Origin of the sequence: Clostridium pasteurianum DSM 525 = ATCC 6013, assembly GCF_000807255.1 — a bacterium.
Lineage (GTDB): Bacteria > Bacillota > Clostridia > Clostridiales > Clostridiaceae > Clostridium_I > Clostridium_I pasteurianum.
Window position 1 is genome coordinate 890,564 of the sequence record NZ_CP009268.1, and the last position, 17,214, is coordinate 907,777.

A 17,214-nucleotide genomic window follows, 5' to 3' on the forward strand; every position below is an offset into this window, starting at 1 on the left:
TAGGAGGAATTGATCAATATGACAGACAGGTACACAAAGCTTCTTGAAATTATGAATAAGAACAAGCGTATAGAAGTTAGCAAATTAGCAGAACTTTTAAGTGTATCGCAAGTGACTGTACGTAAAGATCTTGATGCATTGGAAGCAAAAGGATTATTAAAGCGTGGTCATGGTTATGCCGTTATAACTTCAAGCGATGATATTAATAGCAGACTAGCTTTAAATTATGATATAAAACGTAAAATAGCACGTTTGGCCTCTGAACTGGTTAGTGATGGAGAAACAGTTATGATTGAATCAGGTTCCTGCTGCACTTTACTGGCAGAGGAACTTGCCTATAATAAAAAAGATATAACTATAATTACTAATTCCATATTTATTGCTTCCTATATTCGAGAAGGCAATGCAAAATTAGTATTACTTGGAGGAGATTACCAGCCGGAATCTCAGGTTTTAGTGGGACCCCTTACAAGAAAATGCGTAAAAGATTTTTTTGTAGATAAATTATTTGTGGGAACAGACGGCTATGATTTTAAAATAGGATTTACGGGAAAAAATTTAATGCGTACAGAAACAGTGAAAGCTATGGCTGAAAGTGCTAATAAAATTCTCATATTAACAGAAGCATCAAAATTTTCGGAGCGGGGAGTAGTATCTCAGTTTAAAACGGAAGAAGTAGATTATGTATTAACAGATACTAATATTCCAGAGGAAGCTTTAGAAAATTTAAAGAATAAAAATATAGAAGTTAAGATGATAAGTGCAGATTGATATTAATATAGATTATAAAATACAGACCTTAATGTTTACTTATTTTAAGTGAATATTAGGGTCTGTATTTTTATATAGACTATATTTAAATTATCAGCAGGGTAGTTTCATATCATCAATAAAATATTTTCAAATGAAACTAATATATTGACAGTTAGTAAATAAAGTATATAATTAAGTTATAAGAGAAAATAAAATATTTTCAAATAAAAGCTTTAGAGTAAATGATGGAAATAGAGGGGGATATTTATGGGTAATGTAAAAGAATTGAAAAAAAATACAAACCATTTTGGAGAGCTGACAGAAAGGATGCATAATTTCCGAGAAAAATTATTGAATGCAAAACCAAGAGTTTGCGTAGAAAGAGCTAAACTTACTACAGAAAGTTATAGAGAACATGCTGATAAGCCAATGATTTTACGCAGGGCATTATGTTTAGAAAATATATTAAAGAATATGAGTATTTTTATTGAACCAGAAACCTTAATTGCAGGTAATCAGGCTTCCTCTAACCGTTCGGCACCCATATTTCCAGAGTATGCCATGGATTGGGTTATTGATGAACTGGATGAATTTGAAAAACGTGATGGTGATATATTTTACATTACTGAAGAGAGTAAAAAGACTTTAAGAGAAATTGCACCCTTTTGGCATCATAAAACGCTAAAAGACAGAGGCCTTGCAGGAATGCCTGCAGAAAGTAAGCTTTTTTACGATCTTGGAATCATAAAGGCAGAAGGTAACATTACTTCTGGGGATGCTCATCTGGCAGTAAATTATGAAAAGGTATTAAAGCTTGGATTAATTAACTATAGAGAAAGAACAGAAAAGAAGTTAAAGGAATTAGATCTTACGGATTACAGAAATTTAAATAAATCTTATTTTTATAGAGCAATTTTAATTGTACTTGATGCAGTTGCAGCCTTTGCAAAACGTTATTCAGATTTAGCCTCAGAATCAGCGGAAAGAGAATCTGATTCTTCTAGAAAAGCAGAGTTGCTTGAAATGTCAAGAATATTAAATAAAGTTCCCTATTATCCGGCAGAAAGCTTTAAGGAAGCTTTACAATCTTTGTGGATGATTCACTTAATTTTACAAATTGAATCAAATGGACATTCACTTTCCTATGGAAGAATGGATCAATATTTATATCCTTTTTATAAAAGGGATTTAGAATTTGGAAAAATTACTGAAGCTGCTGCTACTGAATTATTGACAAATTTATGGCTTAAGACCTTTACAATAAACAAAATAAGAAGCTGGTCTCATACACGTTTTAGTGCAGGCAGTCCATTATATCAAAATGTTACGGTAGGGGGGCAGACTGTTGATAAAAAAGATGCAGTAAATCCACTAAGTTATTTGATTTTAAAGAGCGTTGCCCAGACTAAATTACCACAACCTAATTTAACAGTACGTTATCATAGGGGATTATCTGATGATTTTATGAAAGAATGTATTGAAGTGGTAAGATTAGGTTTTGGAATGCCAGCCTTTAATAGTGATGAGGCTATTATCCCCTCCTTCATAGAAAAAGGTGTAACTGAAGAAGATGCCTATAACTATAGTGCAATTGGCTGTGTTGAAGTTGCAGTTCCAGGTAAATGGGGCTATAGATGTACAGGTATGAGTTTCTTGAACTTCCCTAAATCTCTATTGATTGCATTAAATAATGGGGTTGATCCGGAATCAGGAACTAAGCTCTGTGAAGGGGTAGGTCACTTTAGGAATATGACTTCTTTTGATGAAGTTATGAAAGCTTGGGATAAGATTATTCGTGAATTTACAAGACACAGTGTAATAATAGATAACTGTGCTGATACGGCAATAGAAGAAGTTACAGCAGATGTACTCTGTTCAGCTTTAACAGATGATTGTATTGAAAGAGGATTGAACTTAAAAGAGGGTGGAGCGGTATATGACTTTATAAGTGATCTCCAGGTAGGTATTGCAAACTTAGGTGACTCTCTTGCATCCATCAAAAAATGTGTATTTGAAGATAAGAAATTCACTCCAGAACAGCTGTGGAATGCTTTAACCAATAATTTTCAGGGAGAAGAGGGCAAAAGAATTCAAGACATTTTGATTAATGATGCACCTAAGTATGGAAATGATGAGGATTATGTGGATTTACTGCTCAGAAAAGCTTATGATATCTATATTGACGAGATAAGCAAGTATAAGAATACCAGATTTGGCCGTGGCCCTATTGGTGGTGTCTACTATGCAGGTACCTCTTCAATTTCTGCAAATGTGCCTCAAGGAGCTGGAACTTTGGCAACTCCAGATGGAAGAAAAGCGGGAGAACCTTTGGCAGAAGGTTGTTCACCATCTCATGGAATGGATCAAAATGGTCCTACTGCAGTATTTAAGTCAGTTTCAAAATTACCAACCCATGAGATTACTGGAGGAGTATTATTAAATCAGAAGGTTACTCCTCAAATATTATCTAAAGAAGAAAACAGGCAAAAGCTGATTTTATTGATTAGGACTTTCTTTAACCGTCTGGAGGGTTTCCATGTGCAATATAATGTAGTATCCAAAGATACTTTAATTGATGCACAAAATCATCCAGAGGAATATAGAGATTTAATTGTGAGAGTTGCAGGATATAGTGCGTTTTTCAATGTATTATCTAAGCAGACTCAAGACGATATAATTGAGAGAACAGAACAGGCCTTATAATATGCCATGTACTGAAAAGTAAATGGTATATTATATACAATATAGTAACATATAAAATAAATTCCACTCTAATAAATTTTAAAGATTAGAGTGGAATTTATTTATACTTAGTATTTTTTGCAGCATTTGGTGATACAGTAATTTGATTTTTATAATTTTTAATTAATTTTAAATTATAACTTGACTTAAAGTATACTTTAATTGATATGTTTTTATATAAGGGAGGTGTTTCCATGGCAGAATTTCAAATAAGCGAAGTATCAACGAATTTGAAACCACATACTCTCAGGTATTATCACTAAAAATAACAATCAAATCCATTCTCAATAAATATATTTTTATAGTCTGACAAATTCTCTTCGTGTAGTTGTTTTACATGTTTAAATTTATAGTCTTTATTTAAAAGTTCATATTTTTTTTCACCAAATTGATGAAAAGGTAAAAGATTAACCTTATTGGCACCAAGGGACTTTAATAATTTGCAAAACTCTTTTGCATCCTCTAAACTTGAATTAACAGTTGGTATGACAGGTATACGTATTATTACGTCTTTTTCCATGTCTATTGCAGTTTTAAGATTATCAATAATTATATCATTGTATACTTTAGCAGCCTGAAAATGCTTTTCTCTATCATAGTGTTTTATATCAAATAATAATAAATCTACATTTTCTATAAATTCAGAGAAAATTTCCTTTGATATATAACCTGTAGTTTCAATAGCAGTGTGAATATTTTCTCTCTTCAAAAGTTTTAAAAGTTCATCAGCAAATACATGCTGTTGTAATACCTCACCACCGGACAGTGTAACACCACCCTTAGACTCTTCATAAAATACCTTGTCTTTTAAAACTTCTTCAAGAACCTTAGAGAGAGTTAAAGATTTTCCCTCTATTTTTAGTGCCTTTGCAGGGCAATATTTTACACAATCAAAACAGGCTGTACATTTATAAGAATTAATTACTATTCTATCATTATCTAAAGAAACAGCCTTATGTGGACAACTATTAACACAACGGAGACATTTCACACATTTAGACCTGTCCCAGGTAATTTGAGCTGTACTATTTTGAGATTCTGGGTTAGAGCACCAGCCACATTGCAGAGGACACCCCTTAAAAAATACCACTGTTCTGATTCCTGGACCATCATTAACGCTATATCTCTGTATATTAAAAATAGATGCTGTCATATCTTTCATAAATCATCTTTAGTGGCATAGTGTATTGTAAGCACTAACTCCCCACTAAAGTTCACCTCCTTTTAACATAGACACTCTCTAATATATAATAAGCTATTTGGTACTTTTAATTTTATCTATACTATTAGAGTAACATAAATAAATTCATACGTAAACATATTATTTATGAATGAAAGAAAAATATTTGACATTAATATTATATTATACTGCTGTATTTGTGGTATACTATTATACATTAAAGAATTGTTAATTGGTGAATTTTTTAAAGATAATTTATTAAATATATTTTCAGGAGAAGTTTCGTATGAAAGATGATAAAAAAAAGCTGCTGTCAAAAACTGCTTATCTCTATTATATAGAAAATAAAACTCAGAATGAAATTGCTGAAGAATTAAATATTTATCGTACAACCATAAGTCGTATGCTGAAACAGGCCAGAGATGAAGGAATTGTCGATATTACCATAAACAATTTTGATACAGATTTGTTTCTTCTAGAGAGGCATTTAAAAAAGAAATACAAATTAAAGGACATTATTATTGTAACAAATCATGTAGATCAGGATGAAAAGGAAAAAGATAATCTTTTAGCAAAGGAGTCTGCAGCCTATGTGAGAAGAATTATTAAAAAAAATGATGTGGTAGGATTAGCTTGGGGTTCATCTCTAGCTAATATGGCAGCGAAAATTGAAAATTTTAGAATGACAAATTCTATTTTTGTGCCTCTAGTTGGCGGACCTAGTCACATAAATTCAAAATACCATGTTAATACTATTGCCTATGATATGGCAAGATGTTTTGGCGGCAAAAGTATTTTTGTAAATGCCACTGTGGTGCAGGAATCTGAAGAATTGAGAGATGGTATTATAAACTCAAGATACTTTGATGAAATTAAAGCTTACTGGGAGAAAATTGATATTGCACTGGTTGGTATTGGTGGTCATCTATCTGAACAAACCAGTAAATGGAGGGATTTATTAACGGAAGAGGATAGAGAAGATTTAAAGCTCAGAGAAGCTGTTGGGGATTGCTGCTGCCAATTTTTTGATGAAGAAGGAAAAATATTAAAAGGCAATCTATATAATAGAACAGTTAGTATTCCCTTAGAGAGACTTCAAAAGGTACCCTATGCCATAGGAATAGCCAGGGGAGAGAAAAAAGTCAGATCAATTTTAGCTATGCTGAAAAGGAAATATATAAATGTTCTTGTCACTGATGAAGAAACTATAGTTAAGATGTTAAAGATATCAAAAGATCCATATTATAAAGATATAAAATAAAGAAGCATGAGGAAAAATTTCAGGCTTCTTTATTTTATTTTTGAAGAAAGATGTTAGCTGTAGAGAATTGAAAAGAAGGGTAGAGATTAAACAAATTTGTGGATTTTTGCAATTTTAAAAATATATGCACATATGTGTCCTTTTCTATTAAATTATTCCTTGAAATGCCTATATAAAGGCATTTCAAAATTTTCTATTGAAGTGATATACAGTGATTATCTCCATGATGGTAATATTAATTATGAAAGTAAAAGCAAAAATGAAAGTGGGGAATAGAAATGGAATTCTTATTGGATACTGCAAATTTAGAGGAAATTAAAAAATATACTGAAATTTTACCTTTGGCTGGTGTAACTTCTAATCCTTCTATTGTAAAAAAGGAAGGTAAAATAGATTTTTTTAATCATATAAAAGAAATAAGAAATATTATTGGCGGGGATGCTTCTTTACATGTTCAAGTAGTTGCTAGAGACTACGAAGGAATGATAAAGGATGCAGAAACTATTTTAGAAAAAATAGATAAAGATGTTTTTATTAAAGTTCCTGTAAATGAAGAGGGGTTAAAGGTAATTAAAAAGCTAAAAAGTCAAGGAGTTAATGTAACTGCAACTGCTATCTATACAAAATTTCAAGGCTTCTTAGCAATTACAGCTGGAGCTGACTATATTGCTCCATATTTTAATCGTATGGAAAACCTTAACATTGATCCTAAAGCAGTTATTAATGAATTTGCAAAGGAAATTGAAAGATCAAATAGCAAAACAAAAATTTTAGCTGCCAGCTTTAAAAATGTAGGTCAAGTTAATGCAGCTTATGAGTCTGGTGCTCAAGCTGCAACTATAGGTCCAAGTATTGTTAAGGAAGCTTTCCTAATGCCTTCTATCGCAAAAGCTGTAAAGGATTTTACATCAGATTGGGAAGCTATTTTCGGAAAAGACGTAAAAATATATAATTTATAATTCATCTAAACTTAGTTAAAATAATTGATCTATTATATTTTATAGTGAGCACTCTGAAATGATGGCGATAATTTTAGGTTCAGACAGTGCTCATTATATTTATAACTAAAATATATTATAAAATCTCTAAAATAAAGAATTATAGCAGGAAGCTCTAGAAGGATAGACAAAATGATTTTTCTATTGCACATAGAGAAAAGGTTTTGGAGGTAATTAATGATGATAAGTAAGAGAATTGAAAAATTAAAAGAAGGACTTTTTAAAGAAAAGAGACAAATATCTCTTGAGAGAGCTAAGCTTTACACTGAAAGCTGGAAGCAGACAGAGGGAGAACCTGTAATAATTCGAAGAGCAAAGGCCTTAGCAAATATACTGGATAAAGTAGAGATAGATATTAAGCTTGGTGAACTCATTGTGGGAGATAGAACGATAAAGCCCCGTGCCGGTGTTATCTCTCCAGAGATGTCACCATACTGGATTTTGGAAGAATTAGATGAGTTCTTAGTAAGACCTCAAGACAGATTTGATATATCTGAAGAAGATAAAATATATTTTAAGGAAGAATTATATCCTTATTGGAAAGGTAAATCTTTAAAGGACTATTGTCAGCAGATAATCCCTGAATATATAAAGGAAGCAGCAAAAACTAAGATAGTTTCTTTAAATCAAACAGATAAGGGGCAGGGTCATATTATACCTAACTACAATTTTATCTTTAGAAAAGGTTTACAAAACATGATAGAAGATATGAAGGTAAAGGTTAATGAAAATACTGAGAACGATTTTTACAAGGCGTCGCTAATTTCTTTAGAAGCTTCAAAAAACTATATACTTCGTCATGCAGAAATAACTAAGACTATGGCTGAAAGGGAGAGGGATTTAAAGCGAAAAGCAGAGATTGAAGAAATCTCAAAAATTTCTTATAAGGTAGCCTATGAAAAACCAGAAAGCTTTTATGAAGCAGTACAACTATTCTGGTATATAAGTGTAATTTTTCAGCATGAATCCAATGCCAGTTCTATATCCCCAGGACGTTTTGATCAATATATGTATCCATATTTTAAGAAATCTTTACAGGATGGGATAGATATAGAATTTATTAAGGAATTACTCAGAGCACTTTATATAAAATTTAATACAATTGTGGCTTTAAGAAGCAGGGAAAGTGCAAAATATTTTGCAGGTTTCCCTATAGGGTATACCATTGTCTTGGGAGGAGAAGATGAAAGGGGAAAAGATGCTACAAATGAATTGTCCTATATAATGCTTGATATTTTAGGTGATATAAGACTTCCTCAGCCAAATTTAAGTATACGTGTAGGTGAAAAATCACCTAGAGATTTTCTTAGGAAAGCTGCAGAAATTATTAGACTTGGAACTGGTATGCCTCAAGTATTTAATGATGAAGCTAACATATTGGCATACGTAAATAGAGGAGTAAGCCTAGAAGACGCAAGAGACTATGCTGTAGTGGGTTGTGTTGAGCTTTCTATCCCGGGGAAAACTTACGGCCTTCATGATATAGCTATGTTTAATTTATTAAAAACTATGGAAGTTACTTTAAAAGAAAATCCAAAGGCTTTCAAAAACTTTGAAGATTTATTAAAGGCAATAAAAATTAATATTTCTAAGTATGTTAAATATATGGTGGAAGGATCTAATTTTGTAGATACTGCCCATAGAAAGTGTGCACCAACACCGTTTTTATCAAATTTCATTGAAAACTGCGTAGAAAAGGGGAAAGATGTAACTGAGGGTGGAGCATTGTATAACTTCTCAGGGGTTCAAGGTATTGGAACGCCAAATTTAAGCGATTCCTTATATGTAATAAAGAAATTTGTATTTGATGAGAAACAGATTTCTCTAGAGGAGTTAGTTGATATATTAGATAAAAATTGGGAAGGAAATGAAGTGTTAAGACAAAAGTTTATCAACAGATATTATAAATATGGTAATGACATAGATGAAGTAGATAAATTAGGTGCAGATATTTTATCTTATTATTGTAAGGAAGTTGAAAAATATAAAAATTCAAGAGGGGGAATATTTCAGCCAGGTTCTTATACAGTTTCTGCTCACATTCCATTAGGTGAGGCAGTAGGAGCTACACCGGAGGGCAGAAAGGATGGAGATCAGTTGGCAGATGGTGGACTATCTCCTATGGTTGGCAGAGACAAAAAAGGACCTACTGCAAGTTTAAAGAGTATAAGTAAACTGGATAATTATCTAACTTCAAATGGAAGTCTGCTGAATGTTAAATTTTCACCAGATGCTCTAGAGAGAGATGAAGGCTTAAATAAATTAGTTGGATATATACAGGCTTTTAGCAGACTTAAGATACAGCATATTCAATTTAATGTTGTTTCCGCAGACACTTTAAGAGAGGCACAAAAGCATCCAGAGAAGTATCAAAGTTTGGTGGTTAGAGTTGCAGGGTATAGTGCTATGTTTGTAGAATTAGACGAGTCAATACAAAATGATATCATAAATAGAACTGAACATGTATTTTAGGCATCTGAAAATAAATAACAAGTCAAATATACTAGCCTACTGATTGTTATTTATTTAAAGAGGCATTAAGGATGTGATCATGTGAAAAAAGCTTTGATTTTTAATATACAAAGATATAGTCTTCATGATGGGGGTGGAATAAGAACAGTTGTATTTTTTAAAGGCTGTCCTCTTAAATGCCCCTGGTGCTCAAACCCGGAATCTCAAGATTTTAAGCAGGATATAATGAGAAAAGAAGGTCTATGTATAAAGTGCAGCAGCAATAGCTGTTTTCAATGCAGCATGAAACCAGAAGACTGCCCTACAGCTGCTTTAGATCTTGTGGGAAAGGAATACACTGTTAAGGAAGTTTTAGAAGAAGTAAAGAAAGATACTGTATTCTATGAAACCACAGGAGGTGGAGTAACCCTTTCCGGTGGAGAACCTCTTTCTCAGGGAGCATTTGCATTGAAGCTTTTAAAGGAATTAAAGAAATTGGGTATAAATACTGCTATAGAAACTACGGGAATTGGAGATACCAAAATATTATTGCAAATGGCAAAATACATTGATACATTTCTGTGGGATTTTAAGATTATGGATAGTGACAAAGCTAAAACTATAGTAAAGCAAGATATGCAGCTAATGAAGAAAAATTTTCAACTTGTGATGAAGTCAGGTGCAAGAATGATTCCAAGATTGCCTTTAATACCAGAGTATACTGCTGATAGAGATAATATACAAAAGGTAATTGATTTTATAAGTCCCTTTGGTATAAAGGAGGTTCATATATTACCTTTTCACCAATATGGCAGATCAAAATACAGAGCCCTAGGAAAAGAATGTAAACTATTGGATCTGAGGACTCTTAGTGATGAAGAAATATTAGAAATAAAAGATTTTATTGAAAGTAAATCCATAAAGGCTGTAGTGGGTGGTTACTAATATGATATGTATCCACCTGACGGCCTTTTCTTATACTTATAGTAAAGAATTATTATAGACTAGGAAGACATTTATGGTAAATTAATCTTCAAGATAAACAGTAGTACTTTTAAGTAATACATAACAATGTTGATATTTAATCGATTGTATCACTACAGAAGGCCAATTTCTATAAAATAGGCATATTTGAATGAATTTCTATAAAGTGATATAATTGTAGAAAATATAATAAAAGAATTGTTATTTCGTGAAAAAAGTTATTATTACGTTAACATAACATATTATTGTATATTGTTTTATCACATAAAGCTTAAGATTATGGAGTGTTTTGGATAAATTAGGAAAGGTAATAATAAGGAATGATATAAATTTGACAATTCTTGAAAAACAATAAATAAGGTTTATATATAAAATTATCATTCTATGTAAAGGCACAACTATCGAAAGGTAGCGTCGCAAAGCTATGGGTCTAAAGAAAATCTCTTTCTAGGATTGCCAGGTTGTCAAGTATATGATTAAGAATATAAATTTAAAATTCATTGCTATATTAAGATACCTATGCACGGCAGGTGTCTTTTTATTTATTAAATAAGTAATATATGTTTAAAAACTGGACATAAAGCAACTATTATTTAGATAATTCATAAAATTTAGAGATAGTACAATACAGTTTTCAGTAATTTAGAATTAAATAGAGAAAAGATAGCAGCAATTGAATAAAAACATATAAGGGTAAGAGGAGGAATTCAAATGGTCGAAATGTATGATGTGATGGAAAAGGAATTAAATTTAGAGGATTATTTAAATTATAATATAAGAAGAATAGCCGTATTGCTAAACTGTGATATTATTGGAATAATATTGTTTGATGATGATAACAATTTTACTGTATTAAAAAATGCTGTAATCAAAAAGAAAAATGAATATGTAAAATTGGACAAAAAAAGGCTAAGGGTTATTAAAATTGATTCTAAAAGCATACTGAATTTGGTGAAAGAGGATAAAAAAATTGTGGTTTATCAAAATAATCATGAAAAGAAATACTCACCTGTAGCCGGTATCAGTTCATCAGAAATTATTATTCCTATATTTGATAATTACATAGGTAATAATGGTACTTCTACTGACCTTATAGCCAGTATTTATATAGGCACTTTTGATGTAAATATGAAATTGACAATTGATGATATTAAGGATAAAGAAGTATTTAGAAGAATATGTAAGATACAAAATTTGTATCAGGCAATTTATTTAAAGGATCAGAAGCAGAAAATGTTTATAAATTTATTGAATATATTTTCTGAAATGATAAATGACAATGATTCCACGGGAATTTTACATCCTTATCATGTGGCAAATATATCAGAAGAAATAGGAAAAGCTCTCAATCTTGATTATGATACATTGAAAAAAATATATGTAGCAGGACTTTTGCATGATATAGGTAAGCTTTATATAGGTAATGATATTCTAAATAAAAAAGGAAAGCTTACGGAAGAGGATTTTAGTATTATAAAAGAGCATCCTGAATATGGAGCTAACATTGCAAAAGATGTTTTTGGATTGGAGGACATATCAAAGCTTATAAAATGTCATCATGAAAGATATGACGGTACAGGATATCCAAAAGGGATAAAAGGCGAGGACATCCCTCTTGGCAGCAGAATAATATGTTTAGCTGATTCTGTAGATGCTATGCTTTCTCCTAGAAGTTATAAAGAACCAAGAAATGTAGAATTTGTTATAAGTGAACTACTAAAAAATAGGGGGAAGCAATTTGATGCTGAATTAGTAGATATTATGATAAATATGCTTTTAAAGGCAAATGAGGAGACTACAGATATATTATCTGATGATATAATATGGAGTACCTTGACAATCTATACAACGGAAAAGGTATACTCTATTGAAGGAACTTTTGGAAAGTATGATTTTGGATACTATTTTAAGGCAAATAAATTTAATTTCTCCAATGAAATTGAAAAAGAGGATATAAGAAGCATTCATCTATATGTAAATAAAAACAACAATATGTATTGTTATAAGATAAAAGAAGATTATTGTGAAAATAATACATTGCATATTTCATCCCTTGAATATATTCCCTTTGTAGATTCTTTCAATATTTTATGGGATCTGGATGGAATTGTTCATTTAAACTCCTTTGAATATATGCATATTAATATATATAAAATTGGTGGAAGCAGACTGATGTTTTATATAGACAAAGAGCAGGCAGCAGAGGGCATTTTAGATAAAATTCTAAACATGGAAGTCTATTTTAAAGGTGCAAAAAATATAAATCTCACAGGAAAAATAGTCAATAGTTTTAATGTAAGTAATAAAATTCATTATGAATTTCTATATGTGAATGTACTTGATACGGTAATAGACCATCTGTTTAAAAATATATTCAGCAAGCAGATGGAGTTAAGGAGGTTTATTACTAAGGTAATATGATTTTAATATTAATATACTAACTAAAAAGCTATTCCGCAGTGCATAATATGCATTGCGAGACAGCTTCTTTGAAAGTTTTGTAAAAAATTATAATGATTAAGTGATTTTGTTGCTAAATTTTTCATATGAATTTTCTCTATAATTTATTGTTATGACATTAACATTTTTAGATTGAAAATTTTCTATTTCATTTTTATCAATATCTGAATCTGTAATTAGATCACTAATTTCATTTATGTCTCCACTTGAAAAATTGTGATGTCTTCCTACTTTTGAACTATCTGCTAAAATATAAACTGGACCGCCACAGCGTTTAATCATTTCATGGTTTACTAAAGTTTCTTGAAGAACTGAAGTACTTATACCTGATTCGTAAGATATACCACTAACTCCTAGAAAACATTTATCAGCTGTTATTTTTGAAAGTATATAAGTAGCAAAATCACCAACTAAGGACTGTTTTCTTTCATATACCTGCCCTCCTGTTAAAACAAGTTCAACATTGGAATCAATGTTTTCATTAAGAGCTTTGCCGTTATTAGTAACTACATTAACCCTTTTATTTTTTAGATATTTTAACATTAAAAGTACTGTTGAACTAGAATTCATAAATATTGTATCACCGTCTTGTACCAAATCAGCTGCATATTTCGCTATGGAATTTAGTTTTAATTGAAGATTAATATCATTATGTGTTCTTTTATGATTTAAGGTATCTTTAGCATCTATTAATTTTGCACCTCCATAAAATCTAGTTATTAAGCCTTCATCATCTAAAGCTTGAAGATCTCTTCTTAATGTAAGTGGTGAAATCTTTAATTTTTCAGATAAATCATTATTGGATAGTTCTTCATGTACTCTTAAATATTCTAGAATTTTCTCTCTTCTTTTAGAAACAATACTATTTGTTTTTCCCATAAAAATACCCCCTCTATTTTAAATTAATATAAAGAATTAATTAGTTGCTATGATAGTTTATACCATTTAATTAAAAATTACTAATTTAAGTTAAATAGTTAATATTACAAAAACATTGAGTATTGGATACTATCAAATACTATGTAATATAATTATAACTGAAATGAACAAAAAGTTCAAATAAATAATTTAAACGATCAAATATATAAAAATAAAATAAAAAATATTAAAAAACTATTGAATAATATGAACTATTGGTGTATTATAGAATCATAAACAAACAATAAATTCATACAATAGTTCAAAAAGATAATGTATACATTAAATTATACAATTAAATAAAATTATAGGGGGAATTTAAAATGTCACAAATACAGGATATTACAAGAGAATCATGGATACTTAGTACTTTTCCAGAATGGGGAACATGGCTAAATGAGGAGATAGAACAGGAGAAAGTAAAGCCAGGAACTTTTTCGATGTGGTGGTTAGGATGTACAGGTATTTGGCTTAAAACAGAGGGAAGTACGAACATATGTATAGATTTTTGGTGTGGAAGTGGAAAAAAGACAAAATCCAATCCGTATATCAAACCACAACATCAAATGGCTAGAATGTGTGGAGGTAAAAAGCTTCAACCAAACTTAAGAGTAGCACCTTTTGTATTAGATCCATTTGGAATTAAAAAAGTAGATGCAATTTTGGCAACACATGATCACAATGATCATATTGATGTAAACGTTGCAGCAGCAGTTATTCAAAATTGTGATTCAAGTATTCCGTTTATTGGTCCAAAAGCCTGTGTAGATAAATGGATTGGATGGGGAGTCCCAGAAGAAAGATGTGTAGTTGTTAAACCTGGAGATATAGTAAAAGTTAAAGATATAGAAATAGTAGCATTGGAATCCTTTGATAGAACAGCACTGATAACTGAGCCGCCTACTGGAGATATAAGAGGAAAACTACCTCCTGATATGGATATTAAAGCTGTTAATTATTTAATAAAAACACCTGGTGGTAATCTTTATCATAGTGGAGATTCACATTATTCTAATTATTATGCAAAGCATGGAAACGATTACCGCATAGATGTTGCATTAGGTTCTTATGGAGAAAATCCAAGAGGAATTACAGATAAGATGACATCTGTAGATATTTTAAGAATGGCTGAAGCATTAAAGACTAAAGTGGTTATCCCTTTCCATCATGATATATGGTCAAATTTTCAGGCTGATACAAAAGAAATATTAGAGTTATTTGATATGAGAAAGAATAGATTACAATATAAATTTAATCCATTTATATGGCAGGTAGGAGGTAAATTTACATTTCCAGATGATAGTGAAAATAGAGAATATCACTATCCAAGAGGATTTGATGATTGTTTCTCTACTGATATAAATGTACCATTTACATCATTTTTATAATATTGAACATGAGGGTTAATATTTGACCCTCATGTATAAATAGGGGGAATTATAATGTTACAAGAATTAATTGAGAAAAAAAGATATTCTTTTCATGAAGGATTTGAAAAATGGGAAGATGCAGTGCAAGCATCTTGTAAACCTTTACTAGACGGAGGAGCAATTGAACAAGCTTATGTAGATGCCATAATAGCAAATGTTAAAAAATATGGACCATATATAGTTATAGCACCTAATATTTGTATACCTCATGCTCAGGAAAATGTTAAAGGTGTTAATGAAACGGCAATATGTTTTATGAGAACAAAGAAACCCGTACATTTCAGTAATGATCCAGAGCAAGATGCAAGATTATTCTTTGTATTGGCTTCGACAGACAGCAATGTGCATATTCAAAATTTATCAAATATGGTGAGGTTAATTGAAGATGAAAGGGTAGTACAAAAACTATTGGATGCCGAAGAAAAAGAAGATTTAGAGGAAATTATCCAATTTACCAAAGAAAAAATTGTATAAATTATTTTATTAAATAGGGGGAGTAGCTGTGAGTATATTAATGGGTGTATGGAAGTTTTTCCAGATAAATATTTTGACTAATCCAGCATTTTTTATAGGCTTTATCGTATTGATAGGATATTTACTATTAAGAAGACCAATTTATGAAGCAATAGCAGGCTTTATAAAAGCTACAGTTGGTTATTTAATTTTAAATGTAGCAGCTGCGGGACTAGTAAGTAATTTCCGTCCAATATTGGCAGGATTAAAAGATCGTTTTAACTTAACAGCAGCAGTTATTGATCCTTATTTTGGTCAAACGGCAGCTCAAGCGGCAATAGAAGGTATTGGAAAATCATTCTCGCTTATGATGGTAGTACTTTTAATAGCATTTATTTTTAATATAGTTTTAGTATTGTTTAGAAAGGGAACAAAGATAAGAACGGTATTTATTACAGGACATATAATGGTTCAGCAATCTTCAACGGCTTTATGGATGGTATTATTCTGTTTTCCAAATTTAATTGATACACAGGCAGTAATAATGCTTGGATTACTTCTTGGAACCTACTGGGCAGTATCATCAAATCTTACGGTAGAACCTACTCAAGAACTAACAGAAGGTGGTGGATTTGCAGTAGCCCATCAACAGATGTTTGGTATTTGGATTACAGATAAAATTGCAGGAAAAATTGGAAATAAGGAAAAATCAATAGAACATTTAAAATTACCGGGTTTTCTATCAATTTTTAATGACAATGTGGTTGCCACAGGTATATTAATGACAATTTTCTTTGGAGCTATAATGGGAATATTAGGTCAGGGTTTATTACACAAAATAGATACAAGTTTTACTGCAGACAGAAACTTTATGTTTTATATAATTGAAAAATCGTTTAATTTTGCAGTGTATCTGAGTATATTACAACTAGGTGTCAAGATGTTCGTTTCAGAGCTTACAGAGTCGTTTCAAGGTATTTCAAATAAGCTTTTACCTGGATCAATGCCAGCTGTTGATTGTGCAGCAACTTATGGTTTTGGTCATGCCAATGCTGTAACTATTGGATTTTTATTTGGAGCTTTAGGACAGTTTATATCAATTATAGGTTTAGTAGTATTTAAAAGTCCAGTATTAATAATTACAGGTTTCGTACCAGTATTCTTTGATAATGCTACCTTTGCAATATTTGCGAACAAAAAAGGCGGATTAAGGGCAGCTATGATAATACCTTTTGTATCAGGAATAATTCAGGTATTAGGAGGAGCATTTGCAGCATATTATTTTCAGTTATCAAAATATGGTGGATGGCATGGAAATTTTGACTTTGATACAGTATGGCCTGTAATTGGAGTACTAATGAAGAATCTTCAATATGTAGGTTTTGCTATTGTAATTATAGTATTATTAGCTATACCTCAAATTCAATATATGAAAAATAAAAAGGGTTATTTTAAAATAGCAGAAGACTATGAAGAATATGTTAGTGAAACAGAAAATGGGTAAATAAAAAATAAAATTTTAGACCAGCTAGTAAAAGTCAATAAAAATTAAAAAAATAATTTATGAGTAAAAATTTGCATAGC

At 30.8% G+C, this 17,214-nt stretch carries 12 protein-coding genes and 1 riboswitch; of the genes, 10 read left to right on the forward strand and 2 right to left on the reverse strand.

Annotated features, from left to right (window positions below):
* The first annotated feature begins 18 nt into the window (after positions 1-18).
* Both CLPA_RS03910 and CLPA_RS03915 read left to right on the forward strand, forming a co-directional pair.
* A complete protein-coding gene (locus CLPA_RS03910) occupies positions 19-771 on the forward strand; it encodes a DeoR/GlpR family DNA-binding transcription regulator (protein WP_003446946.1) in 753 nt (250 codons plus the stop codon).
* A 249-nt stretch (positions 772-1,020) separates the two neighbouring features.
* A complete protein-coding gene (locus CLPA_RS03915) occupies positions 1,021-3,456 on the forward strand; it encodes a glycyl radical protein (protein WP_003446947.1) in 2,436 nt (811 codons plus the stop codon).
* Between the two features lie 298 nt (positions 3,457-3,754).
* Here the strand turns inward: CLPA_RS03915 and CLPA_RS03920 are convergent, their stop codons facing one another.
* A complete protein-coding gene (locus CLPA_RS03920) occupies positions 3,755-4,657 on the reverse strand; it encodes a glycyl-radical enzyme activating protein (protein ID WP_003446948.1) in 903 nt (300 codons plus the stop codon).
* Between the two features lie 304 nt (positions 4,658-4,961).
* On the opposite strand from CLPA_RS03920, the gene CLPA_RS03925 reads away from it, so the two are divergent.
* The 5 genes from CLPA_RS03925 to CLPA_RS03950 all read left to right on the forward strand — a co-directional run bounded on the left by CLPA_RS03925 (position 4,962) and on the right by CLPA_RS03950 (position 12,790).
* Positions 4,962-5,936 carry a sugar-binding transcriptional regulator gene (locus tag CLPA_RS03925; RefSeq protein ID WP_003446949.1) on the forward strand — a complete coding sequence of 325 codons (975 nt, stop codon included), beginning with the start codon at positions 4,962-4,964 and terminating at the stop codon, positions 5,934-5,936.
* 278 nt (positions 5,937-6,214) lie between these two features.
* The gene (locus CLPA_RS03935) at positions 6,215-6,895 is read left to right on the forward strand and encodes a fructose-6-phosphate aldolase (protein WP_003446950.1); all 681 of its coding nucleotides are present in this window, start codon (positions 6,215-6,217) and stop codon (positions 6,893-6,895) included.
* A 216-nt stretch (positions 6,896-7,111) separates the two neighbouring features.
* Positions 7,112-9,406, forward strand: a complete 2,295-nt coding sequence (locus tag CLPA_RS03940; protein WP_249762090.1) for a formate C-acetyltransferase — start codon at positions 7,112-7,114, stop codon at positions 9,404-9,406.
* 81 nt (positions 9,407-9,487) lie between these two features.
* Entirely contained in the window at positions 9,488-10,330 is an 843-nt protein-coding gene (locus tag CLPA_RS03945) for a [formate-C-acetyltransferase]-activating enzyme (RefSeq protein ID WP_003446952.1), read from the forward strand.
* A gap of 420 nt (positions 10,331-10,750) precedes the next feature.
* A riboswitch (cyclic di-GMP riboswitch) is annotated at positions 10,751-10,838 on the forward strand.
* A 242-nt stretch (positions 10,839-11,080) separates the two neighbouring features.
* A complete protein-coding gene (locus tag CLPA_RS03950) occupies positions 11,081-12,790 on the forward strand; it encodes an HD-GYP domain-containing protein (RefSeq protein ID WP_003446955.1) in 1,710 nt (569 codons plus the stop codon).
* A gap of 96 nt (positions 12,791-12,886) precedes the next feature.
* Here CLPA_RS03950 and CLPA_RS03955 read toward each other — a convergent pair whose 3' ends face one another.
* Positions 12,887-13,708, reverse strand: a complete 822-nt coding sequence (locus tag CLPA_RS03955) for a DeoR/GlpR family DNA-binding transcription regulator (protein WP_003446956.1) — start codon at positions 13,706-13,708, stop codon at positions 12,887-12,889.
* A gap of 362 nt (positions 13,709-14,070) precedes the next feature.
* Between CLPA_RS03955 and ulaG the strand changes: the two genes are divergently transcribed.
* From ulaG to CLPA_RS03970, 3 genes are read left to right on the forward strand one after another with little or no spacing between them, the layout of a single operon-like run.
* On the forward strand, positions 14,071-15,135 hold the full coding sequence (gene ulaG, locus CLPA_RS03960; RefSeq protein ID WP_003446959.1) for an L-ascorbate 6-phosphate lactonase: 1,065 nt from the start codon (positions 14,071-14,073) through the stop codon (positions 15,133-15,135).
* Positions 15,136-15,189: 54 nt separating this feature from the next.
* Positions 15,190-15,651 carry a PTS sugar transporter subunit IIA gene (locus CLPA_RS03965; protein WP_003446961.1) on the forward strand — a complete coding sequence of 154 codons (462 nt, stop codon included), beginning with the start codon at positions 15,190-15,192 and terminating at the stop codon, positions 15,649-15,651.
* Positions 15,652-15,691: 40 nt separating this feature from the next.
* A complete protein-coding gene (locus tag CLPA_RS03970; protein WP_418219444.1) occupies positions 15,692-17,134 on the forward strand; it encodes a PTS ascorbate transporter subunit IIC in 1,443 nt (480 codons plus the stop codon).
* Positions 17,135-17,214 lie beyond the last annotated feature (80 nt).

Bases quoted from the DNA above. Each gene is read 5' to 3' on its own strand.
- CLPA_RS03940 (WP_249762090.1), top strand. From the start codon at position 7,112: ATGATGATAAGTAAGAGAATTGAAAAATTAAAAGAAGGACTTTTTAAA.
- CLPA_RS03910 (WP_003446946.1), top strand. From the start codon at position 19: ATGACAGACAGGTACACAAAGCTTCTTGAAATTATGAATAAGAACAAG.
- CLPA_RS03935 (WP_003446950.1), top strand. From the start codon at position 6,215: ATGGAATTCTTATTGGATACTGCAAATTTAGAGGAAATTAAAAAATAT.
- CLPA_RS03920 (WP_003446948.1), bottom strand. From the start codon at position 4,657: ATGAAAGATATGACAGCATCTATTTTTAATATACAGAGATATAGCGTT.
- CLPA_RS03965 (WP_003446961.1), top strand. From the start codon at position 15,190: ATGTTACAAGAATTAATTGAGAAAAAAAGATATTCTTTTCATGAAGGA.
- CLPA_RS03925 (WP_003446949.1), top strand. From the start codon at position 4,962: ATGAAAGATGATAAAAAAAAGCTGCTGTCAAAAACTGCTTATCTCTAT.
- ulaG (WP_003446959.1), top strand. From the start codon at position 14,071: ATGTCACAAATACAGGATATTACAAGAGAATCATGGATACTTAGTACT.
- CLPA_RS03970 (WP_418219444.1), top strand. From the start codon at position 15,692: ATGGGTGTATGGAAGTTTTTCCAGATAAATATTTTGACTAATCCAGCA.
- CLPA_RS03955 (WP_003446956.1), bottom strand. From the start codon at position 13,708: ATGGGAAAAACAAATAGTATTGTTTCTAAAAGAAGAGAGAAAATTCTA.
- CLPA_RS03950 (WP_003446955.1), top strand. From the start codon at position 11,081: ATGGTCGAAATGTATGATGTGATGGAAAAGGAATTAAATTTAGAGGAT.
- CLPA_RS03915 (WP_003446947.1), top strand. From the start codon at position 1,021: ATGGGTAATGTAAAAGAATTGAAAAAAAATACAAACCATTTTGGAGAG.